This window comes from Myxococcus sp. XM-1-1-1 (assembly GCF_020037095.1).
Lineage (GTDB): Bacteria > Myxococcota > Myxococcia > Myxococcales > Myxococcaceae > Myxococcus > Myxococcus fulvus.
In genome coordinates this window covers 134,228-160,457 of sequence record NZ_JAIQDH010000010.1, presented here as the reverse complement: position 1 = coordinate 160,457, position 26,230 = coordinate 134,228, and the positions used below count along the sequence as shown (strand labels likewise).

18 protein-coding genes are annotated in these 26,230 nt (G+C 70.0%); 9 read left to right on the top strand and 9 right to left on the bottom strand.

Going from position 1 to position 26,230, the window contains the following annotated elements; translation table 11 throughout:
* Positions 1–20 precede the first annotated feature (20 nt).
* A complete protein-coding gene (locus tag K8640_RS21070) occupies positions 21–1,841 on the bottom strand; it encodes a hypothetical protein (RefSeq protein ID WP_223748656.1) in 1,821 nt (606 codons plus the stop codon).
* A 259-nt stretch (positions 1,842–2,100) separates the two neighbouring features.
* Here K8640_RS21070 and K8640_RS21065 point away from each other — a divergent pair, with 259 nt between their 5' ends.
* The 3 genes from K8640_RS21065 (at position 2,101) to K8640_RS21055 (ending at position 5,904) form a co-directional block, all read left to right on the top strand.
* A complete protein-coding gene (locus K8640_RS21065; protein WP_223748655.1) occupies positions 2,101–3,123 on the top strand; it encodes a DUF3616 domain-containing protein in 1,023 nt (340 codons plus the stop codon).
* A 138-nt stretch (positions 3,124–3,261) separates the two neighbouring features.
* Complete coding sequence (locus K8640_RS21060; RefSeq protein WP_223748654.1) at positions 3,262–4,026, top strand: DUF3592 domain-containing protein; 765 nt, start codon at positions 3,262–3,264, stop codon at positions 4,024–4,026.
* Positions 4,027–4,113: 87 nt separating this feature from the next.
* Positions 4,114–5,904 (top strand): N-acetylmuramoyl-L-alanine amidase, encoded by a 1,791-nt coding sequence (locus K8640_RS21055; protein WP_223748653.1) that lies wholly within the window; start codon positions 4,114–4,116, stop codon positions 5,902–5,904.
* Positions 5,905–5,908: 4 nt separating this feature from the next.
* On the opposite strand, the gene K8640_RS21050 is transcribed toward K8640_RS21055, so the two are convergent.
* Positions 5,909–6,388: a DUF1772 domain-containing protein gene (locus tag K8640_RS21050; protein WP_223748652.1), complete on the bottom strand. Its 480-nt coding sequence runs from the start codon at positions 6,386–6,388 to the stop codon at positions 5,909–5,911.
* Positions 6,389–6,393: 5 nt separating this feature from the next.
* The gene (locus tag K8640_RS21045) at positions 6,394–7,263 is read right to left on the bottom strand and encodes an NAD(P)H-binding protein (protein ID WP_223748651.1); all 870 of its coding nucleotides are present in this window, start codon (positions 7,261–7,263) and stop codon (positions 6,394–6,396) included.
* A gap of 156 nt (positions 7,264–7,419) precedes the next feature.
* On the opposite strand from K8640_RS21045, the gene K8640_RS21040 reads away from it, so the two are divergent.
* Positions 7,420–8,379 (top strand): AraC family transcriptional regulator, encoded by a 960-nt coding sequence (locus K8640_RS21040; protein ID WP_223748650.1) that lies wholly within the window; start codon positions 7,420–7,422, stop codon positions 8,377–8,379.
* Between the two features lie 2 nt (positions 8,380–8,381).
* Here K8640_RS21040 and K8640_RS21035 read toward each other — a convergent pair whose 3' ends face one another.
* Positions 8,382–9,365: a Xaa-Pro aminopeptidase gene (locus K8640_RS21035; RefSeq protein ID WP_223748649.1), complete on the bottom strand. Its 984-nt coding sequence runs from the start codon at positions 9,363–9,365 to the stop codon at positions 8,382–8,384.
* 57 nt (positions 9,366–9,422) lie between these two features.
* Between K8640_RS21035 and K8640_RS21030 the strand changes: the two genes are divergently transcribed.
* The 3 genes from K8640_RS21030 to K8640_RS21020 all read left to right on the top strand — a co-directional run bounded on the left by K8640_RS21030 (position 9,423) and on the right by K8640_RS21020 (position 12,796).
* Positions 9,423–10,292 carry a helix-turn-helix domain-containing protein gene (locus K8640_RS21030; protein WP_223748648.1) on the top strand — a complete coding sequence of 290 codons (870 nt, stop codon included), beginning with the start codon at positions 9,423–9,425 and terminating at the stop codon, positions 10,290–10,292.
* Between the two features lie 101 nt (positions 10,293–10,393).
* Positions 10,394–11,422 carry a hypothetical protein gene (locus tag K8640_RS21025; RefSeq protein WP_223748647.1) on the top strand — a complete coding sequence of 343 codons (1,029 nt, stop codon included), beginning with the start codon at positions 10,394–10,396 and terminating at the stop codon, positions 11,420–11,422.
* Positions 11,423–11,554: 132 nt separating this feature from the next.
* Positions 11,555–12,796 carry a S1 family peptidase gene (locus tag K8640_RS21020; protein ID WP_223748646.1) on the top strand — a complete coding sequence of 414 codons (1,242 nt, stop codon included), beginning with the start codon at positions 11,555–11,557 and terminating at the stop codon, positions 12,794–12,796.
* 86 nt (positions 12,797–12,882) lie between these two features.
* Here K8640_RS21020 and K8640_RS21015 read toward each other — a convergent pair whose 3' ends face one another.
* Positions 12,883–15,684: a M20/M25/M40 family metallo-hydrolase gene (locus K8640_RS21015; protein WP_223748645.1), complete on the bottom strand. Its 2,802-nt coding sequence runs from the start codon at positions 15,682–15,684 to the stop codon at positions 12,883–12,885.
* Positions 15,685–15,749: 65 nt separating this feature from the next.
* Positions 15,750–19,253 (bottom strand): pyruvate carboxylase, encoded by a 3,504-nt coding sequence (locus K8640_RS21010; RefSeq protein ID WP_223748644.1) that lies wholly within the window; start codon positions 19,251–19,253, stop codon positions 15,750–15,752.
* A 133-nt stretch (positions 19,254–19,386) separates the two neighbouring features.
* Here K8640_RS21010 and K8640_RS21005 point away from each other — a divergent pair, with 133 nt between their 5' ends.
* Entirely contained in the window at positions 19,387–20,745 is a 1,359-nt protein-coding gene (locus tag K8640_RS21005) for a cytochrome P450 (protein WP_223748643.1), read from the top strand.
* Between the two features lie 10 nt (positions 20,746–20,755).
* Here K8640_RS21005 and K8640_RS21000 read toward each other — a convergent pair whose 3' ends face one another.
* Positions 20,756–22,021 carry an MFS transporter gene (locus K8640_RS21000; protein ID WP_223748642.1) on the bottom strand — a complete coding sequence of 422 codons (1,266 nt, stop codon included), beginning with the start codon at positions 22,019–22,021 and terminating at the stop codon, positions 20,756–20,758.
* A gap of 255 nt (positions 22,022–22,276) precedes the next feature.
* On the opposite strand from K8640_RS21000, the gene K8640_RS20995 reads away from it, so the two are divergent.
* Positions 22,277–24,139: an SBBP repeat-containing protein gene (locus K8640_RS20995; protein ID WP_223748641.1), complete on the top strand. Its 1,863-nt coding sequence runs from the start codon at positions 22,277–22,279 to the stop codon at positions 24,137–24,139.
* Positions 24,140–24,142: 3 nt separating this feature from the next.
* Here the strand turns inward: K8640_RS20995 and K8640_RS20990 are convergent, their stop codons facing one another.
* The gene (locus tag K8640_RS20990) at positions 24,143–25,588 is read right to left on the bottom strand and encodes a FlgO family outer membrane protein (RefSeq protein ID WP_223748640.1); all 1,446 of its coding nucleotides are present in this window, start codon (positions 25,586–25,588) and stop codon (positions 24,143–24,145) included.
* Complete coding sequence (locus tag K8640_RS20985) at positions 25,585–26,031, bottom strand: CsgG/HfaB family protein (protein ID WP_223748639.1); 447 nt, start codon at positions 26,029–26,031, stop codon at positions 25,585–25,587. The genes K8640_RS20990 and K8640_RS20985 overlap by 4 nt, the downstream gene beginning before the upstream one ends.
* Positions 26,032–26,230 lie beyond the last annotated feature (199 nt).

Here is a 26,230-nt window from a genome sequence, read left to right as displayed (position 1 = left end):
GCGGCTCAGGTCCCTCGCGCTCAGCTCCCGTGGTCGTGCAGGCACGTCTTGCACGTCTTGGAGAATGGGCTCGAGGCGACGAACAGTGAGCAATCACAGCCCATGACGAAGCAGGAGTGCGCGTTGTCGTAGCGCCCGCCGAGCGGGTGCTGCGCGAACGTCTGCATCGACACCTTGCCCACGCTGCTGGTCGGCGTGGGGAACGACGACCCTCCGTAGCCGATGAACAGCGGCTGGGGGATGGGGTCCTTCTTCAGGGCCTTCGGCCCCTGGCTGCGTGGGCTGGCCCACAGCAGCAGCTTCACCTGGGGCGCGTCGTTCTGGCCGGGGTTGGGCAGACGCACCGCCACGCGGAAGTACAGGGCCCTCGTCTCCCAGTGCTCGGGGGACTGGAAGTCCCAGAACAAGTCACTGACCGTCGCGACGGTGGGGTGGACCGAGGTGCCCTGGTACGCGCCGAGGCCCTTGTAGTTCTGGATGTGCATGACGGCCTTGGAGCAGCGGTCCATCACGAACATCCACTGCTCCTCCTCCGCGTGCTCCAGCGACGTCTGGAACTTCGCGGTGCTGGCCTTCACCTCGAAGAAGGCCCAGCGGGGACTCGTGGGCGTGTGCTTGAGCTTCGCCGTGATGTCCACGCCGTTGCCGGTGTTGTTCTGCACCGGCCCGCGGATGTCGAACCCGAGCTGCTCCAGGAACTGCATCGCGATGCGCTCGCCGATGTCTCCAATCCAGCTGCTGTCCATGTACGTGATGCTGTTGCACTGCGCCAGGAGCGTCATCTCGGTGCCGCCGGTGACCCTCGTCTCGCCCCAGGGGTAGCGGACCGCGGTGACCGGCGCGCCCTGGGTGTACTCGTCGCTCCCGAAGCGGGGCATCGACACGCGGATGAGGTGCAGCTCGAACTCCGCGCCCTTGTTCATGGCGCGCTCGACCTCACCCGCGCCCGCCAGGGCGTCGTCGCCGTATTCTCCCTTCAGCGCCCGCTTGATGCGGTCATTGACGAACTCCTGGGCGTTCTTCTGGGCCTTGGAGCACTGCGCGTCGTTCACCTTCACCTCCACGCAGTGGATGACGCGGCCTCGCTTGACCTCGATGCGCGACTTGCGGTCCCGGGAGGGGTAGCGCGAGGTGCTGACATGGACCGTCTTGGCCGCGCCGATGCAGTTCGTCAGCAGGTCGTAGTCGTCATCGCCGTTCGTGATGAAGACCAGGTCGATGCCGTTGTTCCTGCTGACGCAGATGGAGTCGATGTTCGTCTGGGCCTTGATGAAGTTGCGGAAGAGGGTCTCCGCGTAGACGCCGCCATGGTACTGGGGGACGTCCAGCTTCACCTGGCTCATGGTGATGACCCGGTCTCCCGCCAGGCCCTCGTAATGCTGCCGCGAGTAACAGTCCGCGCAGGTCGTCCGGCTGGTGCATGCCCAGAACAGCCGGGTGCAACCCGTCGTCGAGCAGGTCTTGATGTTGGAGGACTGCTTCATCGCGCAGGAGCCGCAGATGAACTGGTTGAAGTCCGAGCTGCTGAACCAGTCGCTCCCCGTCCCGTACTTCTCCAGCTCCAGCGGCGTCGTGCACACCGTGCACTTCTTCCGGTCATCCCGGAAGACGAAGCCCTGGGTGAAGGTCACCTGCGGCGTCTCCAGTTGACTGCGCCGCTTCTCCATGTACGCGATGACCGTCCCCGAGACGGTCTCGTTGCCGAAGGACTTGAAGCGCAGCGCGGTGATGGCCTGGTCGAGCTTCCAGGTCTCCGCGCAGGTGTCGATGGCGCGCGCGAGGGCGTCCTTCTGGGAGGTGTCGTCGGTCTCGTACTCGATGCCGTCGAAGGTGATCTTCATGGGAGGACTCACGCCACGCGAAAGGGTGGGGCCCCGGAGACCGCCTCCACGGGACCATGGCCCCGCTGTTGAGCAAGGGACGTACCGGCCCAGCGCCCGTGGTCCGGAGCGGTCTCAGGCCGCGCCGCGCGTTCCAGGACGACGCAGGTGCGTCACGCGGTGACGCTCGCTGGCGATGGTGCGGGGAACTGTCACTCAACCCACAGTCACGTCATGGGGGCTTCCCGGGCGCCTGGCTCGTGACGAGATCTGGGGGTCTATGAGGCTGGCCTCCATCATCCTGGGAATCTGCGTGACGGGCTGTGCGGCCCGTGGTGTGTCCTCGACGCCAGAGAGTGCTCCGGCCGCGGGCGGGTCGGGGCGGGATGTCCTCGTGTTCGAGGGCATGTGTGATGCCTCCGGGGCCGTGGCCCTCGGGGGCTCGCTGTTCGTCGTGGGCGATGACGAGGACAACATCCTCCGCGTCTACGACGCCCGGCGCGGCGGTGCTCCCGTGCAGAGCGTGGACCTGTCGCCCGACCTGGAGCTCCCCGCTCACAAGAAGAAGCCCCCCGAGGCGGACATCGAGGCGGCGACGGGGCTCGGCACCTACTCGTTCTGGCTCACGTCCCACGGGCGCAACAGCTCCGGCAAGAAGGCGCCCAGCCGGCTTCGCTTCTTCGCGACCGAGGAGGTCGACGGCAAGCCCCAGCTCGTGGGCCGGCCCTACACCCAGCTCCTCGATGACCTGCTCGCGGCGCCGCAGCTGTCGGGCCTCCGGCTCGCGGAGGCTGAGCCGCTCGCGCCCAAGGCCGAGGGGGGGCTCAACATCGAGGGCATGACGGCGATGGCGGATGGCGCGTCCATATACGTCGGCTTCCGCAGCCCCGTTCCGCAGGGCAAGGCGCTCCTCGTCCCCGTGCTCAACCCCGTGCAGATGGTGCTCGAAGGGCAATCCGCGCAGGTGGGCGAACCCCGCCTCGTGGACCTGGGCGGCATGGGCATCCGCTCGCTGTCCTGGTGGCATGGCCGATACCTCATCATCAGCGGCGGCACGGATGGCTCGGGCACCTCGCGCCTGTTCACCTGGCTGGGCGGGGACGACGCGCCCGTGCTCGCGAGCACCGTCGACCTCGCGGGCTTCAACCCGGAGGCGTTCTTCACGCCCGAGGACGCGGAGGAGATCCTCCTGCTCAGCGACGACGGCACCGTCCCTGTCGATGGCACCGCGTGCAAGAAGCTGAAGGACCCGGCGAAGAAGCGCTTCCGCGGCGTCTGGGTGAAGCTCCCCGCGCAGGGCTGACCGCGTCGACGAAAAGCCGCGCGGGGCTCACCGTCCCGCATCGAGGGCGTGACCCAAGCACCTCGCTGAGGCTCCTTTGCTCGTGCCCGTGCGCGAGCGGCTGGCGCCAAGGCGGATCGCGTGTAGGCTCGTGGCGCCATGCAGCTCGCCATCCCTCATGCACCTCGGAAGGTCCGTCTGACGCAGGTCCCCGGCGCGGTGGGCCGCCTCGCGCGTGACGCCGTGCTCGGGCTGGCCTTCGTGGCGCTGCTCGGCGCGGTGGCCCTGTGGGCCGGCCGCCACTTCGTGGAGGAGCAGGGCTTCACCTCCCGCGCCGAGGAGGTCGACGGGACCATCGTCTCCACCCGGCTTCCTCCCGTCGATGCCCGCGTCGGCGCCGAGGCCACCCTGGAGGTGCTCTACACCTTCCAGGACGTGGAGCACTCCGTCTCCGGCGTCAGGACCTTCGCCGAGGACGCCGAGGGCCTCGGGAAGGGCGCGACAGTGAAGCTGCTGGTGGACCCCGCGGCTCCGGGGCAGCCCCGCGAGGAGCGCTTCGCCCGTTCGCAGGCCCTGCGCACCAACCTGGTCCCCTGGGGCGTGCTCCTCGGGCTGATCCTCGCGGGCATCTTCTTCACCCGAGAGGCGAAGCGGCTCGTGCGCTCCGAGGTGGAGCCCCTGCGCCTGGGCGCGCTGGTGTGGCTGACGCCGGACGGGCCGCTGCCGGAGGAGGGCGGCGAGGTCGTCTTCCCCGCGCATTACTTCCGTCAGGACGTGAAGATGGAGGTCCGCGCGCGGGTACGGCCGGGCAGGGCGCCCGTGCGCAACGGCACCAAGGTCCTCGCGGCGGTGGTGCCCCGGGAGCCCGGCTGGGCGCGGGTCATCGACCAGGACCTGGCCGGCGTGCTCGGGTGGCTGCGCTGACGAGCCCTCGGAGGGGGTCGAAAATTTGCCGGTGACGTGGGGCTGTGTGACACACGCCTGTAGCTCCCAGCCCGCCGGAGGTTCTTCATGTCCCCACGCCTTTTGCTCGCGCTGATCCTCCTGCTGCTCGTCCCGGGCACGGTGGGCGCCGCGAAGCGGAACGAGGCCGAGGACGCCTACCAGGGAGCCCGGCGCGCCTACTACGCGCTGAAGGACGACGCCGCCCGGCGCAAGCTGCGCCACCACTGGCTCAACGTCGTGCACAAGTTCCAGGCGGTGGCCAAGGCCCACCCCAAGTCGGACCGCGCCCCGGATGCCCTCTTCACCGCGGGCGAGCTGCTCCAGGAGCTCAGCCGCATCTCCTTCGTCGAGGAGGACCTCAAGGCCGCCATCGCGGACTACGACAAGCTGCGCACCGAATACCCCAAGCACCGGCTCGCCGATGACGCCGCCCTGGCGCTCGCGCGCATCCACGTCCACCGCACGGATCGCCCCGAGGAGGCCCGTCGCGTCCTGACCGAGATGCTCGCCGTCAACAGCAAGGGTGACCAGACGAAGGAGATGAAGGCGCTGCTCGCCTCGCTCCCCGCGTCCAAGGTCACGCCGCCCCCCGCGCGCAAGCCGACCCCCACGCCCGTCCCCGCGAAGGAGGACAAGGGCACCGCCGTGGCCCACGTCGAGACACCGGCCGAGAAGCCCGCGTCCGCGCTCGTCGGCGCCATCGAGAAGCTGGCCCGCGAGCCGTCCCCGATCATCCCTCGCCTGGACCCCACCACCCCCGTGGGCGGTGAGCCGTCCGGTGAGAGCAAGGGCGGCCTCGACGCCGCCGTCGCCTCGGCGCTGGCCGCCAAGGAGTCCCAGACGTCGAAGCCGGTGGAGACGGGCAAGGTCGCCTCCGTGACGAAGCCGGCCGAGCCGGCGTCGCAGCCCACGCCCGCGGTGGACGTGAAGCCGTCCGCGCCGGTGGAGGTCGCCTCGGCGAAGTCGGAGACGCCTCGCGCGCAGGAGCGCCGTCCGGAGCCCGAGCCCGTCAAGGTCGCAGAGGCCCCGAAGGCCGAGCAGAAGAGCCCGGTCGAGCCCCCCAAGCCCATCACCCGTCCCGTCGACGACGAGGTCGCGCAGGCGCGCCTCAAGGCCGTGGCGAAGCAGTCGCGCCGCGCGGAGCTGACGCTGGCCGAGCAGCTGGGGCTGAAGGTCCGCCGCGTCATCATCGACCCCGGTCACGGTGGTCACGACACGGGCGCCATCGGTAAGGAGGGGACGCGCGAGAAGGAGGTGGCCCTGTCCATCTCCCTCAAGCTGGCGGACCTGCTGCGCGAGAAGGGCCTGGAGGTGGTGCTGACGCGCGAGGATGATCGCTTCATCCGCCTGGAGGACCGCGCGAAGTTCGCCAACACCGAGCGCGGTGATTTGTTCATCTCCGTCCACTGCAACGCGGCCACCAGCCGGAAGCTGCGCGGCATCGAGACGTACACGCTGAACACGTCCGCGGACCGCTACTCCATCCGCCTGGCGGCGCGCGAGAACGCGTCGTCGGAGAAGGGCATCAGCGATTTGCAGTTCATCCTCGCGGACCTGGCGACCAAGGCGAACACCGAGGAGTCCTCGCGGCTGGCGAACCAGGTGCAGCGCAGCCTGGTGACGGAGCTGTCCCGCAAGTACTCGGACATCAAGGGCCTGGGCCACAAGGAGGCGCTGTTCTACGTGCTGCTCGGCGTGAAGATGCCGGCCATCCTCGTGGAGACCGCGTTCCTGTCCAACCCGGAGGAGGAGAAGCGGCTGGCCTCGGGCGCGTACCAGACGGACGTCGCCAAGGCCATCGCGCACGGCGTGGAGGAGTTCCTCGGCGACCGCAACCGCGTGGCGAAGGTGGACTGACGCCTCAGTCCCGCGACAGCACCAGGCTCACCAGCGCCCCCAGGCACGCCAGGGTCCGCACGTGATTCCAGGCCGTCCACTCCGACTGGTAGCGCGCCCAGTACGCCGGTGCCTCCGCGCTCTGTGCGGAGAGCCTCGCCAGCGCATCGTTGCGCGGGACGTTGAACCCGGCCGTCACCCCGAAGCAGCCCACCAGGTACAGCATGCCGCCCAGCAGTCGCAGGCGCGCGGCCGGCTGGGCCCAGGTGAACACCGAGCACACCACCAGCCCCGCGCAGGCGAGGGCGGTGGCCATGAACACCCCCAGGAACACGCTCGGCATCACGGCGGTGTTGATGCCTTGCATGGCGGCGATGCCCGTCGCCGGAGGCACTCGCTCCAGGCCCTTCATCACGAAGGTGGAGAAGGCGAAGAACACGCCCGCCATCAGGCCGCAGCCGAGCAGGGACGCCCACGTCAGGAGGGGCAGCAGGGTTTCGAGCATGGTGTTCACCGGAGCGTGGCGACGAAGTCCTCGAACCGCGTCGGGGTCGTGTTGTCGGGAGTCCTGCCCGCGCGAGGCTGGATGCGCCCCGTGTTGAAGGCTTGTGTCATCTCGACATAGAGCCCGGCGAACGTCTCGGAGATTCCGGCCTGCATGAGCGCCTGTTGCATCGCCTCGGGCGGGAGCTGCACGTAGTCGAGACCGGGGCGACCCAGTCGCTCCCCGAGGATGCGGGTGGCCTCGCGGTAGCTCAGGTCCCGGGGACCGAGCAGCTCGCGGACGACGACGCCCGTCCAGTCGCGTCGAACGAGCGCTCGGGCAGCGACCTCCGCGATGTCGCGTGACGCAATCATCGGCAGGGCGAGGTCCGGCGTGACGGAGTCCGCGTTGACGCCCTCATGCTCGATGACGGGGAGCGCGTCGAGGAAGTTCTCGAAGAAGGACACCGGACGCAGCAGCAGCACGTGCGTGTCCTTCAGCGTCCGGAGACGCTGCTCCTGCGCATGCAGCGTGGCGAGCAGACCCGTACCCTCGGCCAGGTCCGCGCCCAGGCTGCTCAGCGCGACGACGTGTCGCACGCCGCTGTCACGCAGCGCCTGGACGATGGCCTCGCCCTTGCGGCGCTGGGCTTCGTGGTAGCTCGCGGACTCGCGGTCCGTGGGGAGCAGCGTGTAGACGGCCTCGGCGCCACGGAAGGCCCGCGTCAGATACGCCGAGTCCTCCGAATCGCCCGCGAGCACCTTGGCGCCTTTCGCCGCCAGCTCGCCCAAGCGCTCCTCCGAGCGTCCCAGGGCCAGCACGTCCTGGCCCGCCTCCAACAACAGCTCCACCACCTTCTTGCCGGTGTTCCCGGTCGCTCCCATCACGGTCAGCATGTGTTCTCCCGGGGCCCGAGGCCCCACGGCATTGGCTTGCCTGGAGTCCAATATCGGGCCCAGGACCGGGACTCTCAATGACACCAAGTCGCTGGTTCATGCTCGTTCGTCCAGGAGGGGCTGGACTTGGAGGAGGGCAGGGCGCATCGTCACGACATGGCTGAACTCAGACCCCCGGTCGACGCGCTGGGCGAGGCGCTGCACTTCCTGCGGATGAGCGGCACGTTCTATTGCCGCTCGGAGCTGACGGCGCCGTGGGGGCTCGATCTGCCCGCGACGGAGGGGAGCCTCATGTTCCACGTCGTCACCACGGGACAGTGCTGGCTCGAGGTCGAAGGCGTGGAGGCGCGGCTGCTCCAGCCGGGCACGTTCGCGCTCGTGCCGCACGGCGCGGGACATCGATTGGTGCACGAGCGAGGCGGACCCGCGCGCAGGCTCGAGGAGCTCTCCGAGGAGCTGGTGAGCGAGCGCTACTCCATCCTGCGACACGGTGGCGGTGGCGCGCCCACGACGCTCATCTGCGGTGCCGTGCGCCTGGACCATCCCGCCGCGCGACACCTCATGTCCCTGTTGCCGGGCATCATCCTGGTGGAGCCGTCGAACTCGCCGCGCATGGACTGGCTCCAGAGCACGCTGCGCTTCATGGCCGCCGAGGCCCAGGAGCTGCGGCCCGGCGGAGAGACGGTCATCACGCGGCTCGCGGACGTGCTCGTGGTGCAGGCCCTGCGCGAGTGGATGGCGCAGGACTCCCAGGCGAAGTCAGGTTGGTTGGGCGCGCTTCAGGACCCCGACGTGGGCCGCGCGCTCGCGCTCATCCACCGCGAGCCCACGCGTCCGTGGACGGTGGCCTCGCTGGCGTCGAGCGTGGCCATGTCCCGCTCCGCGTTCTCCGCGCGCTTCACTCAGCGGGTCGGCGAGCCGCCCATGCACTACCTCGCGCGGTGGCGGATGTACGTCGCGCACTCGGCGCTCAAGGACGAGCGCCCCGGACTGGGGGAGCTCGCCACGCGCATGGGCTATCAGTCCGAGGCCGCGTTCAGTCGCGCCTTCAAGCGCTTCATGGGCGTGTCTCCCGGCGCGGTCCGGAAGACGGGCTCGCCCACGCTCCGGGCCTGAGGTCAGAGGCCGATGGCGCTCATCGGGATGCGGTACATGTCCCCGGTGCCGTTGCCGATGCCCTGGAGGCTTGCATCATCCCTGGGCGTGTCGAAGCGCTCGCCCACGTCTCCGGAGAACGGCCGCGTGCTGCTGAAGTAGAGCCACTTCCCGTCCGGCGACACGCTGTGGTTGTACTCGCTGTCGCGCGTGTTGATACCCGCGCACAGCCTCCGCGCGGGCTCCCACTTGCCGTCGACCTTGCGGCTGAGGAACAGGTCATATCGGCCCAATCCATCGGGTCGGCGCAACGCACTGAAGATGAGGTAGCTCTCGTCCGGGGCGATCCACGGCTCCAGCTCGTGCATCGAGGAGTTGATGGCGGCCCCCAGGTTCTCCGGCGGTTGGTAGGCCCCGTCGACCCAGCGGGAGACCCACAGGTCGCTGCCTCCGTGCGTGCCCGGGAGGTCTCCGCCGAAGTAGAGGTTGCCGTTCGCGGCGACCGCCGGAGACCACTCGTCACGGCTCTTGTCGTTGACGGGCGCGGGCAGTCGGCGTGCGTCCTCCCACTCACCATCGGCGCCCAGGGACGCGGACCAGATGTCGTAACTGGCACGAGGTCCGGGCTCGCCCGGCTCGGGGCGGTCCGAGATGAAGAAAACCGTGCGCCCGTCCGGCGACAGATGCGGGTCCGCGTTGCTCCACTCCCTGGCGAAGCGCGGGAGCTCCGGCCGCGACCAACGTCCCTTGGCGTCGAGCCGCGTCTCGTACATCGTGAAGCGCTCGAAGGCATCATCCGCGCGGCCGAAGATCACGCGCCGCTGGTCCGGCGAGAAGGCCATGAAGAAGTCCCAGGCCCCGGTGGTGAAGAGGCCCGCGCCGTAGAGCTCCGGCGTGCAGCTGTCGGCGCGCTTCGCCGCGGTCATTCGCTCACCGCCTGGGTGCGCGCCGCACCCCAGGCCCAGCAATCCCAACGTCACCAGCACGCCGCGCATCGACCCCACCATGTGCCACTCCTCCTGAACGACGGTTCCGTCCCTCGGAGGTCGGAGTAGCATCGGCCCATGACGCGGAACTTTGGGAATCTTGCCGTGCTCCCCGAGCGCGCCCCCGGCTACCACGTGCTGGGGGAGGGCGAGGCGTTCGACGTCAGCGACTGCGTCTGTCGCGCGGGCTGCCACAGCCCCGTGGTCGAAGGCGCGCACGCGCGGGTCTGCGTCAGCGTCGTGCTGTCCGGAGCCTTCCACGCGCGAGGCCCCGAAGGGGACGCGGTGGTGGGGCCGGGCGCGCTGCTGCTCGGCAATCGCGCCGCGCCGTATGAGTTCCGCCACGTCGATGACGGAGGAGATCGCTCGCTCGTCATCGAGTACTCGGACGCGATGCTGGACGAGGCCCTCCTGGGTTCGCGGGCGGAGGACACGCGCCCCTTCGAGCGGACGAGCGTCCCCGCGTCGCTCGGGTCGCTGGAGGCGGTCCTCCTGGCGCGGCAGGCCCTGGAGCCGGGCGACGCGGAGGAGCTGCGCGAGGTGGTGCTGTCCGTGCTGGACGTCGCGCTGCGCCTGGGCGGTGCGCCCGCCGCGACACGGGTGGAGCTCTCCGAGCGACAGGCCCGAAGCGTGGCGCGCGTGCTGCGCTACCTCGAGGACCATGTCTCGGACGACTGCTCGCTGGAGACGCTGGCGAGCATCGCGGGGCTGACGCGCTTCCACTTCCTGCGCGTGTTCCGAGCGGTGACGGGACAGACGCCCCGGCAGTGGGTCATCGCCATGCGGTTGCGCCTGGCGGCGAATCTACTCAGGGCAAGTCGGACCCGGGTCACGGACATCGCACTGGAATCCGGCTTCGGTGACCTGTCCCATTTCACGATGAGCTTCACGCGAGCGTTCGGTATTTCACCTCGGGCCTACCGGGTGCGTGCACTTGAACGCGGGTGAATCCCCGCCTTGGAATCCATCGGCACCGGCGGGATGATTCCCGGGCACCCTTCGAGATGTGAGGATCCGTGGCGAACCGTGCCCCGTCGTTGGATGAGTCCGTGTCCCGCCTTTCCTCCTCGGACCCGCGAGGCGTGTCGGAGGCACTGGAGACGCTGGGCGACGCGCTCTGCGCGGAGGACCATCAGGTCCGTGAGCGGGTCGCGAGGCTGCTCCTGAAGGAGCTGGAGCGTCCGGAGGCGACGAAGGCCTATGCCCCCATCCTCCACCTGCTCCAGACGACCTGGTGGCCGCCGCCCGTGTCCCTGACGCAGCCCGCGATGGAGGCGGTGCTGTCCGCGGTGTCCCGCCTGGATGCGGAGGCGCCCGCGCTGGATGACGCCGCGCTGCTCGTGGCGAACCTGTACCGCATGGCGCCCTTGCCGCTGAGCGCGCTGGAGCAGGCGCTGGGGCACGAGCAGCCCTCAGTCCGACGCGTGGCCGCCGGCGTCGTGGGCCGCGTGGGCGAGTCCGCCGTGTCGCTGCTGCCGCGCCTGCTGACCGCGTTGGAGGATGTGGAGCCGGTGGCCGGGGCCGCGCTCGAGTCGCTCGGTTCGCTCGCGCCCGCGGCGCCGCGGCTGGCCGTGCCCGCGCTCGTGGACCAGGTGGGGCGCGCCGAGGGCACGCGTCAGTACCTGGCGCTGATGTCCCTGCGCAGCCTGCTGGAGGACGACCGCCGCGAGGGCCAGGCCGCGCCCGAGCTGGCCGCCCTGGAGCCCGTGCTGCTGAAGTCGGCCGAGGACCCGCAGGCGCCCATCCGGTTGGAGTCCGTGTCGTTGCTCGGACTGGGGCGACTGTCCTCGCTCGCGACGGTGGCCACGCTGCGCAGGCATCTGCTGGACGAGAGCCCTCGTGTGGCCGCCAGCGCCGCGGTGGCGCTGCTGCGGGTCGGCGCGCCTCCGCTGGAGGCCGCCACGCTGCTGTCGACGCTGCTCACCTCGGAGGACTCGGAGAAGGACACGGCGGCGCTCACCGCGCTGGAGGGCGTGGAGTCCGCCACGCTCGGGCGCATCCGGGACTCGCTGGAGCAGGCCGCGAACAAGGCGAAGGGGCTGGTCGCCGAGGCCATCCGCGAGCTCCTGCTGGCCTGAGATATTTCCGGAAATTCACAGAATCCTGCTTCAAGTCCTCCGCGTGAAGTGATGGAGTCCCGGGTCGCAGCGCCCGGCGTGTGTCCGCGACCGACCGGCCGGGAATCACCCGTGGTCGTGGGGGCGAACGTCATGCGCCAGCAAGCGATTCTTCGTGTCGTGGTGGGCAGTGCCTCGCTGTGCCTGGGAGGCTTCAGTGATGCGGCGTGGGCCGGTGGGCCGACCGCGGAGCCCGCCAGCAGTAGCAGTGCCGCGCGTCCTCGGACGTTGGATGAGGCGCTGCTCGAGGTGGAGCGCTCGGCGCCGGGCTTCGCCGGCATGTACCACGATGAGAAGGGGCGTCTGGTGGTGCGGCTGGTGAATGCCTCCGCGGCCCCGGCGGCGCGCGGCGCCATCACCTCCGTGTTCGGCGTGGACAAGATTCCCTCGGCGGGCGTGGTGACGGAGCCGGCGACGCGGACGTTCTCCCAGCTGAAGGCGATTCAGGAGCGACTCACGCCGGAGGTGCTCGCGCTGCCGGGCGCCGTCTTCACGGACGTGGACGAGAAGTCGAACCGCGTGGCCATCGGCATCGAGCGCGCCGAGTCGCGTGCCCGCGTCGAGTGGACGCTCGGGCGGCTGGCGGTGGACCGCGACGCGGTGGACGTGGTCGAGGTCGGCCCCGTCCGTCCCGCCAGCGTGCAGGGCGGATGGACGCCCGTGGCGGGCGGACTTCAGATTGAAACGCCGGGCAAGTACTGCACGCTGGGCTTCGCGGCGCTGCAAGGCGGGACGCTGGGCTTCGTGACCAACTCCCACTGCACCACGGTGCAGGGGGGCGTGGAGTCGACCCTCGCCTATCAGGCCGTGTACCCGTGGCAGGTGGGGACGGAGACGACGGACCCGTTCTACGCGACGGGAGGCAGCTGTCCCGCGGGGCGTCGTTGCCGCTACAGCGACAGCGCCTTCTTCCGCGCGGATGCGGCCATCAGCTCCCGCGTGGTGCAGACGCCTGGGGCGTTCAACCTGAACATCTCCGCCTGGAATGAGGTGACGGGGAAGGTGCTCTATCCGTCGCAGGGGCAGACGGTGTTCAAGACGGGCCGGACCTCGGGCACCACCAGCGGCACCATCCAGTGGGCCTGCGCCACGGTGAACGGCGGCGGAGTGCCCGACACGTTCTACTGCAACTACATCGCGACCAGCGGCGCGCAGAATGGCGCGGGCGGTGACAGCGGCTCTCCCGTGTACGTCTTCACCGCCAATGGCGTGGCGCTGACGGGCCTCATGTGGGGCGCGGGCTCCAACCCCTGGAACTTCGCCTTCGCGCCCCTGGGCGGCGTGGAGTTCGAGCTGGGCATCGTCCCGTACTGCTGGGGCAACGTGGGCTGCTGAGCCCCCGGAACGACACGGGCCCGGGACGTCCTTTCACGGACGTGGCCCGGGCCCGTGGGCCCTTCATCGACGCGTGACGCGAGGACTCAGCGAGGGCGCTTGCTCTCCTGGAACGTGACCTCGAGCGGCAACTCCTTGCCGTCGCGAATCACGCGGGCCTCCACCGTCTCACCGGGCTTGGAGGCGTTGAGGACGAACATCAGGTCCTCCACGCCGCCGATGACGTGCTTGCCCAGCTTCACCAGGACGTCGCCGCGCAGCATGCCGGCCTGGTCCGCCGCGCCACCCGCGCGCACGCCCGCAAGCAACATGCCCTTCAGCCCGTTCGGTGGGCCCGCGTAGTCCGGCACCGTGCCGAGCGACGCGTTGAAGCTGCGCAGGTCTCCGCGCGGCGTGGGGGAGGGGACCTTGCGGTACGTCAGCGTGGTGGCACCATCCAGGCCCAGCGCGACCCCGGACGCGACCTGCGCGACCTGCGCGGTGCCCACGGCGTTGAGCCCCTCCACCGTGTCGGAGGGCTTGTGGTAGTCCGTGTGCGTCCCCGTGAAGAAGTGCAGCACCGGCACGCCCGACGCGTAGAAGGGCGAGTGGTCGCTGGGGCCGTAGCCATCACCGCTCGGGTTGCACGCGACGCGCGCCTCGGCGCACGCGCGGGTGAGCAGCGGGGCCCACTCACTCGCGGACTCGGCGCCCAGCACGGAGAGCCCACCGGAGCGCAGCCGGCCCACCATGTCCAGGTTCAGCATCGCGGCCACCTGCTTCATGCCCGCGTCGCCCCGCTGACGGGTGAAGTGCGTGGAGCCCAGCAGGCCCGACTCCTCACCCGAGAAGGCCAGGAACAGCACGTCGCGCTTCAGCGCGGCGCGGCGCTCCTTCAGCGTGCGGGCGATCTCCAGCAGGCCCGCGACGCCCGAGGCGTTGTCATCCGCGCCGACGTGCGGCTCGTGCCGGTCCGGCGTCAGCGAGCCACGGCCCCCGAAGCCCAGGTGGTCATAGTGCGCGCCCACCACGACGACGCCGGGCGCCTTGCCCTCGCCAGCCTCCAGCAGGCCCGCGACGTTGAACGCCGAGCGCTGCTCGACCTCCAGCTTCACGCCGACCGCCGCGTCCACGCGCTGGCCCTTGGTGAGCGAGGCCCACACCGGCTCCAGCGCCGCGCGCTTCACCACGACGACCGGCAGCCCCGCGTCGCCAGGACCCTCGGGGTGCAGCGCGGGCAGGGTCGCCTCGGGCGGCATCTGCCACTCCTTGGGCGTGGGCGTCGGAGCCTGCGGCCAGTCCACCACGATGAGCGCCTTCGCCCCCCGCTGCGCCGCCTGCCACGCCTTGTAGCGGAGGTCACCGAAGCGCCGCTGCTTGTCCGTGTCGGCGAACGCCGCCGTGTCCGGGACGAAGCGCCGCACCACGACGATCTTCCCCTTCACCGACAGCTTCGCGTAGTCGTCCACGGAGAGCGACGGCTCGACGATTCCGTAGTTGGCGAACACCAGCGCGCCCTGCGCCTGCTGCTGCGCGGAGAAGCCGAGCACGCTGAATGCATCGCCCGTCAGCGCCGTCTTGCCGATGCGCACCTCGGTGCCGACGACGGGCTTCACCGCGGTGACGACGGGGAACGCCTGACGGAAGGAATCCGAGTCCCCCGCGGGCTTCAGGCCCAGCTCCTGGAAGCGCTTCTCGATGTAGCCGCCGGCGGCCTCGATGCCATCCGTGCCGATGCCGCGGCCCTCGCGCTCGGACGCGGCCAGCCAGGTGACGTCCTGACGGACGCGGTCCGCGGCGGACGCGGTGGTGGACACGGGCTTCGCGTCCTCGACCCACCGGGCGATGAACAGGTTGGTGTCGCTCTTGCCCGGCGCGGTGGCGCGGTTGCTGGAGAACGCCAGCCACTTGCCGTCCGGCGAGAACATCGGGAAGCCATCGAAGCCCGGCGCGTGGGTGATGCGCTCCAGGTTGGAGCCGTCGATGTCCACCGCCCAGATGTCGAACTCACGGCCCTTCGGGTCGCCGTGGTTGGACGAGAACAGGATGCGCCGGCCGTTGGGGTGGAAGAAGGGCGCGAAGGCGGCGCCGTTCAGCCAGGTGATCTGCCTGGCCTCGGAGCCGTCCGCGTTGGCCACGTACAGCTCCAGCTTCGTCGGCCGCACCAGCCCCTTGTCGAGCAGGGCCTTGTAGTCGTCCAGCGCCTTGCCGGGCGCCGGCCGCGACGCGCGCCAGACGATCTTGGAGCAGTCCGCGTTGAAGAACGCGCCGCCGTCATAGCCGGGCGTGTGCGTCAGCCGCTTCACGTTCTTCCCGTCGCGGTCCATCCGGTACAGCTCCAGGTCTCCATCCCGCACGGACGTGAAGAGGATGGAGCCGTCCTTCGCGCAGACCGTGCCCTCGGCGTCGTAGCCCGGCGTCTGGGTCAGCCGCGTCAAGCCGGAGCCATCCGCGTTCGACTTGAAGACGTCGTACGAGTCGTAGAGGGCCCAGACGTAGCCCATCGAGTGGTCCGGCTTGGGAGGGCACGTGGCGCCTCCCAGGTGCGTGGACGCGTAGATGACCTCCTGGTCCCCGGGCAGGAAGTGCGCGCACGTGGTGGCGCCCTCGCCGCTGGAGACGGGGGACACCTTGGCGGCCGCGCCGCTCGCCGGGTCCACCTCCATGCGGTAGATGCGGTCGCACCCCATGCCCTCGTGACGGGCCTGGAGCGAGAGCTGCTTGCCATCGAAGGACCAGTACGCCTCCGCGTTCTCACCGCCGAACGTCATCTGCCGCAGGTCCGCCAGCCGGACCTCTTCCGGCAACGCGGGAACCTGCGACGCGGTGGAGTCCGAGCCCGGTGCCGTGGTGCTCGAGGAGGTGGCGCACGACGTCAGTGCCAATAAGGACAGGAGTGAACGCTTCATGGGGCGCGACCATGTCAAAGGCCGCGCCCACACTCAACGTTCCGCCCCGGTTTCGTGAAGCGTCCCTACTGGAGCACCGCGAGCAGGTCACCGCCCTGGACCGCGGCCTTCAGCGTGGTGGCCACCTCCGCGATGGTGCCCGCGCGAGGCGCGCGCACCACCGTCTCCATCTTCATCGCCTCCAGCGTGACGAGCGGCGCGCCCGACTCCACGCTGGCCCCGGCCTTCACGTGCACCGCGATGACCGTGCCCGGCATGCTCGCGGCGACGTGGTTGGGGTTGGCGCGGTCCGCCTGCCGACGGGCCTCCACGCGCGCGGCGCGGCTCCGGTCTCGGACCTGCACCGTGCGGTTGTGGCCGTTGAGCGCGAAGTAGACGGTGCGCAGGCCATCCTCGTCGGGCTCGCCCACCGCGGACAGGCTGATGACCAGCGTCTTGCCCGGCTCCAGGTCCACCCAGATCTCCTGGCCCACCTCCATGCCGTAGAAGTAGTTCGGCGTGTCGAGGATGGACACGTCCTCGAACCGGCCCGCGTCGTCCAGGTACCCGGCCATCACGCGCGGGTAGAGCGCGCTGGAGATGGCGTCCGCGTGGGAGATGGGCTGGCCCGTCTTCTTCGCCAGCTCCGCGCGCAGCGCCTCCAGGTCCAGCGCGGGCATGCTCGCCGACGGGCGGCCCTCCACGCGCGGCAGGCCCTTGAGCACCGCGGCGCGCAGGTCCTCGGGGAAGCCGTTGGGCGGCTGGCCCAGCTCGCCGCGGAAGTAGCCCACGACGCTGGAGGGGAAGTCGAGCCGGGGCGCCTCGGCGATGAGCTTCTGGTGGGTGAGCGCGGCCGCCTCCGCGAGCGTGGCCGCGCGCACCATCAGGTCGTTCTTCAGGAGGAAGATGGCGAAGTCGCCCACCATCTTCGACGACGGCGTCACCTTGGGGATGTCCCCCACCAGCACGTTGACCAGCGCGAACGCGTCCTTCACGTCGTTCCACCGGCTCAAGAGCCCCATCTCCGCCACCTGCGGCCGGAGGTTGGAATACTGACCGCCCGGAATCTCGTGGTAGTAGACCTCGCTCGTCGTGCTCTTGAGGCCGCTCTCGAAGGGGGCGTAGTACTCGCGCACGTCCTCCCAGTAGTTGGCGAGCGGCTGCAGGCGAGCGTTGGCCAGGCCCGTCTCGCGCGGGTGGCCGCGCAGGGCGCTGACCAGCGCGTTGAGGCTGGGCTGGCTGGTGAGGCCCGCCATGCTGCCCAGCGCCACGTCGACGATGTGCACGCCGTGTTCAATCGCCTCCAGGTAGCTGGCGACGCCGTTGCCCGCGGTGTCGTGCATGTGCAGGTGGATGGGCAGCTTCGTCACCTCGCGCAGGCGGTCCATCAGCATGGCCGCGGCGCGGGGGCGCAAGAGGCCCGCCATGTCCTTGATGCACAGGAAGTGGGCGCCCGAGTCCTCGATGCGCTTCGCCAGGTCCGCGTAGTAGTCCAGCGTGTACTTCTTGCGCTTGGGGTTGGCGACGTCGCCCGTGTAGCAGATGGCCACCTCCGCCACCTTGCCCGTCTTGAGCACGCGCTGGATGGACACCTCCATGCTGCCCAGGTCATTGAGGCTGTCGAAGATGCGGAAGACGTCCACGCCCGCCTCGGCCGCCTCGTCGATGAAGGCCTCCACCACGTTGTTCGGATAGCTGGTGTAGCCCACGGCGTTGGCGCCGCGCAGGAGCATCTGGAGGAGCAGATTGGGCGCGGCCGCCTTGAGCGAGCGCAGGCGCGCCCACGGGTCCTCGTTGAGGAAGCGGTAGGACGTGTCGAACGTGGCGCCGCCCCAGCTCTCCAGGCTGAACAGCTCCGAGGCCAGGTGCGCGGTGGCCGGCGCCACGCGCAGGATGTCGCGCGTGCGCATGCGCGTGGCCAGCAGCGACTGGTGTGCGTCCCTCATGGTGGTGTCCGTCAGGAGCACGCGCTTCTGCGCGAGCACCCACTCGGCCAGCCCCCGGGGGCCCTTCTCCGCGAGGATCTGCGCGGTGCCCTTCGGCACGGGGCCGGGCGGCGCCACCGGCACGCGGGGCTCCATGAACTGGGTGGGCTTGAGCCGCTGGTGCTTCTTGATGGTGGGGTGGCCGTTGACGATGACCTCGGCCAGGTACGTGAGCAGCTTGCTCGCGCGATCCCTGCGCGGCGTGAGCTGGAACAGCTCCGGCGTCTCGTCGATGAAGCGCGTGTACGTCTCACCGGCCTGGAAGGCGGGGTGGCGCAGCACGTTCTCCAGGAAGGGCAGGTTGGTCTTCACGCCGCGGATGCGGAACTCGCGCAGCGCGCGCTGGCCCTTCATCACCGCGCCTTCGAAGGTCGGCGCGTAGGCGATGACCTTCACCAGCATGGAGTCGTAGAACGGCGAGATGTGCGCGTTGGTGTAGCCGTTGGAGCCGTCCAGGCGGATGCCGAAGCCGGTGGCCGCGCGCCACGCGGTGATGATTCCCGCGTCCGGCATGAAGTTGTTGGACGGGTCCTCCGTGGTGACGCGCAGCTGCACCGCGTAGCCGCGCGGCTGGAGCGACGCCTGCGAGGTGATGCCCACCTCCGGCGAGCCGAGCGCGTACCCCTCCGCGATGCGGATCTGGCTCTGCACCAGGTCCACGCCCGTCACCTGCTCGGTGACGGTGTGCTCCACCTGGAGCCGCGCGTTGCACTCGATGAAGTAGAAGTGGCTGTCGGAGACGAGGAACTCCGCGGTGCCCGCGCTGCTGTAGCCCGCCTCGCGCGCCAGCCGCACCGCCGCGTCGCAGATGGCGCTTCGCAGGGCAGGGGCCAGGTTGGGCGCGGGGGCGATCTCGATGACCTTCTGGTGCCGGCGCTGCACCGAGCAGTCGCGCTCGTGCAGGTGGACCAGGCCGCCATGGAGGTCACCGAGCAGCTGCACCTCGATGTGGCGCACCCGCTCCAGGAACTTCTCCAGGAACACCGCCGAGGAGCCGAAGGCGCTCTGGGCCTCGGAGCGCGCGGACGTGAGCGCCGCCTCCAGTTCCTTCTCCTCGCGCACCACGCGCATGCCGCGCCCGCCGCCGCCGTGGGCGGCCTTCACCAGCACCGGGCCGCCGTGCTCCTGGAAGAACCGGCGCGCCTGGGCGAGCACGCTCGCGTCGTCGCCCTCCAGCGTGGTGCCCGGCACGGTGGGCACGCCGACCTGCTTCGCCAGCTGCTTGGCGGCGACCTTGTCGCCCATGGTCCGCACGACGGCGGAGGTGGGGCCGATGAAGCGGATGCCCCGGCGCTCGCAGGCCTCGGCGAACCCAGCGTTCTCCGACAGGAAGCCGTAGCCGGGGTGGATGGCGTCCACGCCGGCGCGCTCGGCCACGTCGAGGATTTCGTCGATGCCCAGGTAGGCCTCCACGGGGCGCTTGCCTCGGCCCACCAGGTAGGCCTCGTCCGCCTTGTGGCGGTGCTCGTGGGTCCGGTCCTCGTCGCTGTAGATGGCGACGGTGCGGATGCCGAGCTCGTTGCAGGCCCGGAACACGCGGATGGCGATCTCGCCGCGGTTGGCGCACAGCACTTTCTGGATGGGTCGGATGGAAGAGGGAGCCATGGCTTGGGTCCAGGGGATAGGGCGGCTGGGGGGCCCGGTGCAACCGGCCCGAGGGCGGACGTCGGGTTCAAGTCAGTGGGGCCACCTTGACGGCCCGGAGGTGACCGGCGCAAATCGGGCCATGGACACCTCCGTGAACTCATCCTCCGGGCGCCGCGTGGCCGGCCCCCGGGGACTGCCCGTCCTGGGGAGCTTCTTCCCCATGCTCAACGAGCCCCTGGCGCTCGCGAACAAGCTCCATGCCGAGTACGGCGACGTGTCCCTCGTCCGGGTCTACGGCACCCCCATCGCGTTCCTGCGAAACCCCGTGGACGTCAAGCGGGTGCTCATCGACGAGCCGCAGCTGTTCCCCAAGCCGCGCATCGAGAACCCCTTCAACGGCAATGGGTTGACGGTGAGCCGGGGGGACCACTGGAAGCGCCAGCGGCACATGGTCCAGCCGCTGTTCAGCAAGGAGAAGGTGCGCCTGTGGTCCGGGCTGTTCTCGGACGAGCTGCACAAGGGGGTGGAGCGGTGGATGGCGCTGGGGGCGAAGGGGGAGTCCTTCGACATGTACACGGAGGCCGCGCGCCTGATGTTCGGGGTGATGTGGCGCACGTGCTTCGACGAGAACCCCCGCGAGGAGCACTTCGCGCGCATCATGGACGCCATCGACGTGTTCGGCCGGCGCCACACGCCGTGGGGCGTGCTGTTCTACAAGCTCCTGCCCCGCTTCGACCCCAAGGCCCCTCGCATGGGCATGGCGCTGTGGCTCATCAACGGGTGGATCTACGGCCGGCTGAGCAAGCGCCGGGAGCGCGGCACCCGCGACGGCGACATCACGCTGCTGTCCATGCTGGTGGAGTCGCGCGCGCGGGAGACCGGCGAGTCGATGAACGACAAGGAGGTGCGCGACGAGATCGTGAACCTCTTCGGCGCGAGCTTCGAGATGATCGCCACGTCGCTCACGTGGGCCGTGCACGCGTGCACCCAGTACCCGGACGTGGTGCGCCGCATCCGCGAGGAGGTGCGGGAGGTGTGCGGCGACGAGGCGCCGAAGTACGAGGACGTGGCGAAGCTGACGTACACCACGCGGGTGGTGCAGGAGATCAACCGGCTGAGCCCTCCGGCGTGGACCATCCTGCGCGAGACGGCGGAGGACGTGGAGGTGGGCGGCGTCATGCTCCCGAAGGGGACGCAGCTGCTCATGTGCCCGTACGCCATCCACCGGCACCCGGACCACTGGAAGGACGCGGAGACGTTCGACCCGGACCGCTTCCTGCCGGAGCGGCAGGTGGGGCAGCACAAGTGCGCTTACGTGCCCTTCGGAGCGGGTCAGCGCATCTGCGTGGGCCAGCACATGTCCCAGGTGGACACGGTGCAGACGCTGGCCTTGCTGCTGCAACGCTGCGACGTGGAGTACCTGGGTCGCACGCCGGTGGAGTGGCAGACGCGGCTGACCTTCGTGCCCAAGCGCGGCATGCCCGTGCGGGTGCGCGCGCGCCAGGGCTGAAGGGGCCGCTTCAGGAGGCCTGGGGGCCAGCGCTCGGCGCGGTAGCCGCGTCGGGGCCGGTCTCCTCGTAGTCGAGGTCGCGGTGGAAGGTCTCCTCGATGCGGGTGAGGGCGAGCAGGGCCAGGCCGAAGCAGATGCTGCCCACGGTGAGGGCGGCGGCGGGCACGCTGATGTGGCCCTTGAGGACGGCGAAACCGCTGGCGGCGATGGCGGCGGAGCCCCGGACGAAGTTGGGCACCGTCGTGGCCACCGTGCCGCGGATGTTGGTGCCGAACTGCTCGGCGGCCATGGTCACCAGCACCGCCCAGTAGCCCACCATGATGCCGATGAGGAAGCTCAAGATGTAGACCATGGTGCTGGTGAGTCCCGGCACCAGCCCGTAGACGAGCATCAGCAGGAAGCCTCCGACCAGGTTGAGCGCCACGGCGCGCTTGCGGCTCTTGAGCCACTGGCTGAAGAGGCCCGCGAGCAGGTCGCCAATCGTCAGGCCGATGGAGCCGTAGAGGATGGCGTTGCCGGCCGTCACGGTGCCCTGGACGTTGAGGCCCGCGGTGAGCTCCGGCGCGAAGGTGAAGAGGATGCCCGTGGTGAAGTAGATGGGCACGCCGATGAGGATGCAGCAGATGTACTTGAGGAAGCGGTTGCCCTGCAGCAGCAGCAGCGGATTGGCGCGCGACGGGTCCGTCTTCTTGGTGAACAGCTCCGACTCGGAGACCTTGAAGCGGGCGAACAGCAGCGCGATGCCCATGATGCCGCCGGTGAAGTAGGCCACCTTCCAGTTGAGGTGCTGCCCCACGAAGGCCGCGGCGACGATGCCGAGCATGCCGAGCGTCGCGACGATGGTGGTGCCCAGGCCGCGCTTCTCCTTGGGGAGCGACTCGGCGACCAGGGTGATGGCCGCGCCCAGCTCCCCCGCGAGCCCCACGCCGCCCAGGAAGCGGAACACCGCGTAGCTCGTCACGTCCCAGGCGAAGGCGTTGGCCAGGTTGGCGAACGAGTACAGCAGGATGGAGCCGAACATGACGGAGAGCCGTCCGCGCTTGTCGGCGAGCACGCCCCACAGCAGGCCGCCCACCATCATCCCCACCATCTGGCAGTTGTAGATGAGGATGCCCTTCGACAGCACCTCCTCCGGGCTGGTGATGCCGATGTCGCGGAGCGAGGCGGCGCGCACCACGCCGAACAACGTGATGTCGAAGAGGTCGACGAAGTAGCCGAGCCCCGCCACCAGCACCGTCAGGTTCAGGACCGAGCGCAGCTCACGCAGGAATTTCATGAGCACCATTCAATGGGTTGGGTCGCCCTGCGGCAAGGCCGATTCTTTCGACGCAGCGCGTGGAAAAGAGGCCCGCTTGCAAGGGGCTGGAAAATATGAACTTTGATTCAGGTCTCATCCCCGGCGGGGGCGGTTTCGTCCCGCCCGGGGGCGGTTTCGTCACTCTCCTCCCGGTCGTTTCCCGGGGGGCCGGTATCTCCGTGGACCCCCGGAGCCCCATCAACGGGGCCCGTGGCGGGTCGAAGGAGAGACACCATGAGAGGCGTGAACGCGGTAGCGGGGTGGGCGTTGTTCGGCGCGCTGGCGCTGGGGGGCTGCCAGGGTGGGGAGCCACCTGCCGACGGGCCCCAGGAGGAGCTGACGAGCTCGGCACAGGCCCTCGACAACTGCGTCAACATCCTGCCGGTGATGACGAGCGCCACCAGCCCCTCGGGCATCGTCACCAGCTCCGGCGGGTGGACGTCGAACCCCACGATCTACGAGGCGTGGAAGGCGTTCGACAACACGAGCGCCTTCTGGCTGTCCACGAAGAACGTCGCGCCCGCGTGGCTGGCGTACGAGTTCCCGGGGCTGCCGCGCATCGTTCGGCGCTACGCGCTCAGCTACAACAACGGCGGCATCACCTCGCGGGCGCCACGCAACTGGACGTTCGAGGGCTGGAACGGCAGCGCGTGGGTGGTGGTGGACACGCGCTCGGCGCAGACGGGGTGGGCGGGCGTCGAGCGGCGCCAGTTCGACGTGGCCTCCCCGGGTGCTTACAAGAAGTACCGGCTGAACGTGACGGACGACAACGACGCCCGCGCGGGCATCGAGACCATCTCGCTCAACCTGATGGAGATGTACGAGTGCCGGGCCTTCCCGTCGGTGGATGACCTGTGGACGAACACAGCCGGTGCCACGGGCGGCTTCACCCGGATCCACGACATGGCGGGCGACCCGGCGGCGCGGACCTACGTCACGGGCATGACCAACGTGGGGCTGCATGGCTCGCCGCTGGTGGGCGGCATGGACGCGTTCCTCACCGCGAGGGACTGGAATGGGAACGTCAGCTTCCACAGGCAGCTGGGCGTGCCGAACGGCATCGTCGTGGGCGAGAGCGTGGCGCGCAATCGGCGGTTCGAGGAGATCTACGTCGCCGGGTACACGAGCGGCTCGCTGCAGGGGGCGCCGCTGATCGGGACCAAGGACGCGTTCCTGCTGTGCTACCGCTACACGGGGGTGCACGGCTGGACGCGGCAGGTGGGCGCTCCCGGAGTGGGGACGGAGGGGCTTGGCGTGTCCCTCGACCACGTCGACAACGCGTTCCTGGTGGGGCAGACGGACGGGGCGCTGCCGGGCAATACGAAGACGGGCATCGCGGATGGGTTCGTCAGCAAGTTCAACGCGGCGGGCACGCTGCTGTGGACGCGGCAGTTCGGCGTCGCGGGGCAGCGCACGCGGGCCAATCGGGCCGCCGCGGATGACTCGGGCAACGTCTACGTCGCGGGCATCACGGCGGGCAACCTGGACGGCCAGGTGCTGACCGGTCCGGAGGATGCGTTCATCATCAAGTACGACGCGGATGGCGTGAAGCAGTGGACGCGGCTGTTGGGGGCGCCGGGCACGAACGCGAGCCTCCGGGACGCGGCGGTGGACACGAACGGCCAGCTCTACGTGACGGGGTACAGCGGCGGCGGCATGGATGGGCTGCCGGTGGGCACGCCCCAGGTCGCGACCTTCGTCGCGCGCTACAGCCCGGCGGGCACGCGGCAGTGGGTGAAGGAGCTGGACTCCGGCGCGGGCAACTTCGCCTGGAGCCTCTTCAGCAACCCGTTCGACAACTTCCTCTATGTGGCGGGGACGGGCCACGGGGACGTGGGCTCGCCCACGGACACGGCGGGAGGCGCGGGACATCCGTTCGTCTTCAAGATGGACACCGCGGGTGCCATCCAGTGGATCCGGCAGACGGCGCCGGCGGTGCTCGGCGGCGTGGAGAAGCCGGTGTACCCGATGGGCGTCGTGCTGGACGAGGACGACAACCTGTACCTGGGTGGCTACCTGGAGGGGAACTACGAGGGCAACACGCTCCTGGGCAATCCGGACGGGTTCGTGACGAAGCTGCCCGCGATCGTGCCTTGAGGCTCACTCCTCTTCGTGGGCACCGATGTTGAGCACCACGGCGCGGGCGCGGCTGATGCGCTCGCCGTCGGGGTCCTCCTGGCGGAAGGCGGCGAGACGCGCACGGGCCTCGGCGTAGCGGCGCAGGCCGACGAGGGAGGTCAGCTCCGCCTCCCTCGCGTAGCGCAGGTCGTTCTTCTGCGCGGGGGTCGTCGCGCTGGCGCTCCAGGTCTCGTAGTACGCGCGGCATGGAGCCAGGACATGGACGCGGAAGCGCGGGTGGTTGTTGTGCTCCAGGCACCGACGCAGCGCGATCTTGCGGTGCTCCTCCTGCGTGGGCTTGCCCTTCTTCTCGAGCTCGCTGATCCGCAGGGCCACGGCCTGTTCCTCCGCGGCGAGGTCCGCGCGCATCTTCTCGAAGGCCCGCTGGCCGTCCGCCACGTTGCTCGCGGTGGTGCGCAGCATCAGGTCCACATAGGCCGCCAGGGGGCTGAGCGGCCAGCGGCGCAGGAAGTCCTCGCCCGCGACACGTTGGGCGTCCCAGTCGTCGAGATAACCGAAGGCCTGGAAGCGGTAGAGCGAGGCCTCCTCGGACGGACGGCGACCGAGATGCGCGGACAGGTCGAGCGCGAGGATGCGCTCGGAATCACGGATGAGCGTGCGCCAGCGTCCGCGCGCGCGGGACAGGTTGAGGAGCTGGAGGGCCGCGGCCGAGCGCTCGTCCGCGGGGCTCTTCGGGTCCTCCATGACGCCACGCAGGCGAGCCTCTTCGTCCTTCACCTCGGGCTCTGCCTCGCGCGCGAGATCGGCCAGGCGCTGGTCCATCCGGGACAGCTCCTCCTGGGCGTAGGCGAAGTCCGGCGATCCGGACAGCGTCGCGCGCAAGAGCCACGCGCGCTCATCGGGCGAAGTGGTGGCCATGGCGCGGCCGTAGGTCTCGAGCGCGAGCACGGCCGCCTTGCCCGAGGGGCGTCCCGCGCGTGGCTTCACGGGCTCACGGAGCAGCCGGCCACAGACTTGGTCCTGGAGGGCGAAGATGCGCTCCAGGGGGCCGGTGACCTTGGCGGTGTCGAGGACGACGCCCGTCTCCACGTCGATGAAGCGCGCGTTGATGCGGACCTGATTCTCCGCGCGCTGGATGCTGCCGAGCACCAGGATCCGGGCGCCGACGAGCCGGCCCACGCGGACGGCCGAGGATTCGGTGAGCTGTTGTCGCTCCTGGGCGTTGAGTTCGGCCAGCGCCGCCTCGAGCTGCTCGCGCTCGACGACCTGGACGCGTCCGCTGGCGCGCAGGTCGGAGATCAACGTCTCCGTCATGCCGCGCGCGAGCCAGTCCATGGCCATGTCGCCGTTGAGGTTGCGGAACGGCATCACCGCGGCGGGACCGGGAGGAGGCTTGGACGGGGTGGCCGCGAGCGCGGTCTGGGCGCAGAGGAGGAGGAGGAGCAGGAGCGCGCGAGCGGGGCTCATGGGCGCAGCCTCGCGGACAGTGCCGGGAGCAGGGCGCGCACCCGCGTGGTGAGGGCGTCCTGCACCTCGAAGGGCTGCTGTGCGGGGCCTTCGACGCGCGCGGTGTCGAGCACCTCGCCGGTCTCCACGTGGACGAACCGGGCGGCGACGCGGAGCAGGGGACCGGAGCGCTGGATGCTGCCGAGCACGACGACCTCGGCGCCGATGAGGCGGCCCAGGCGAGCGCGCGTCTCCGGGTCCACTCGGTCCGACTGGTGGAAGTCTTGTTCCTTCATCGGGAGGTCGAGCTGCTCGCGCTCGACGACGCGCAGGCCGGGATGCGCGCCGATGTCCGTGATGACGGCCTCGGCGAGGGCAAGCTCGAGTGACGTGTCCTCGTTGACGTCGCGGAACTTCAGGACGCAGATGCTCACGGGGCCCGTGCGTGGGACGGGGTTCGCCACGGAGGGCAATGGCTCGCTCGCGGTGGTCGGCGGTTGAGGTCGGAGCAGGTTCGCGACGCCCCCCGGGAGAGCGAGCCCCACGGCGATGAGCAGGGCGGTCCCCGTGTTCCGCACGAAGCCCCCGCGTGGGGCTGGTGCCTCCGTCACATGCAGCGTGCGAGCTCGCTCGGGAGAGGTTCCAGGAGCGTGGGAGCGGGAG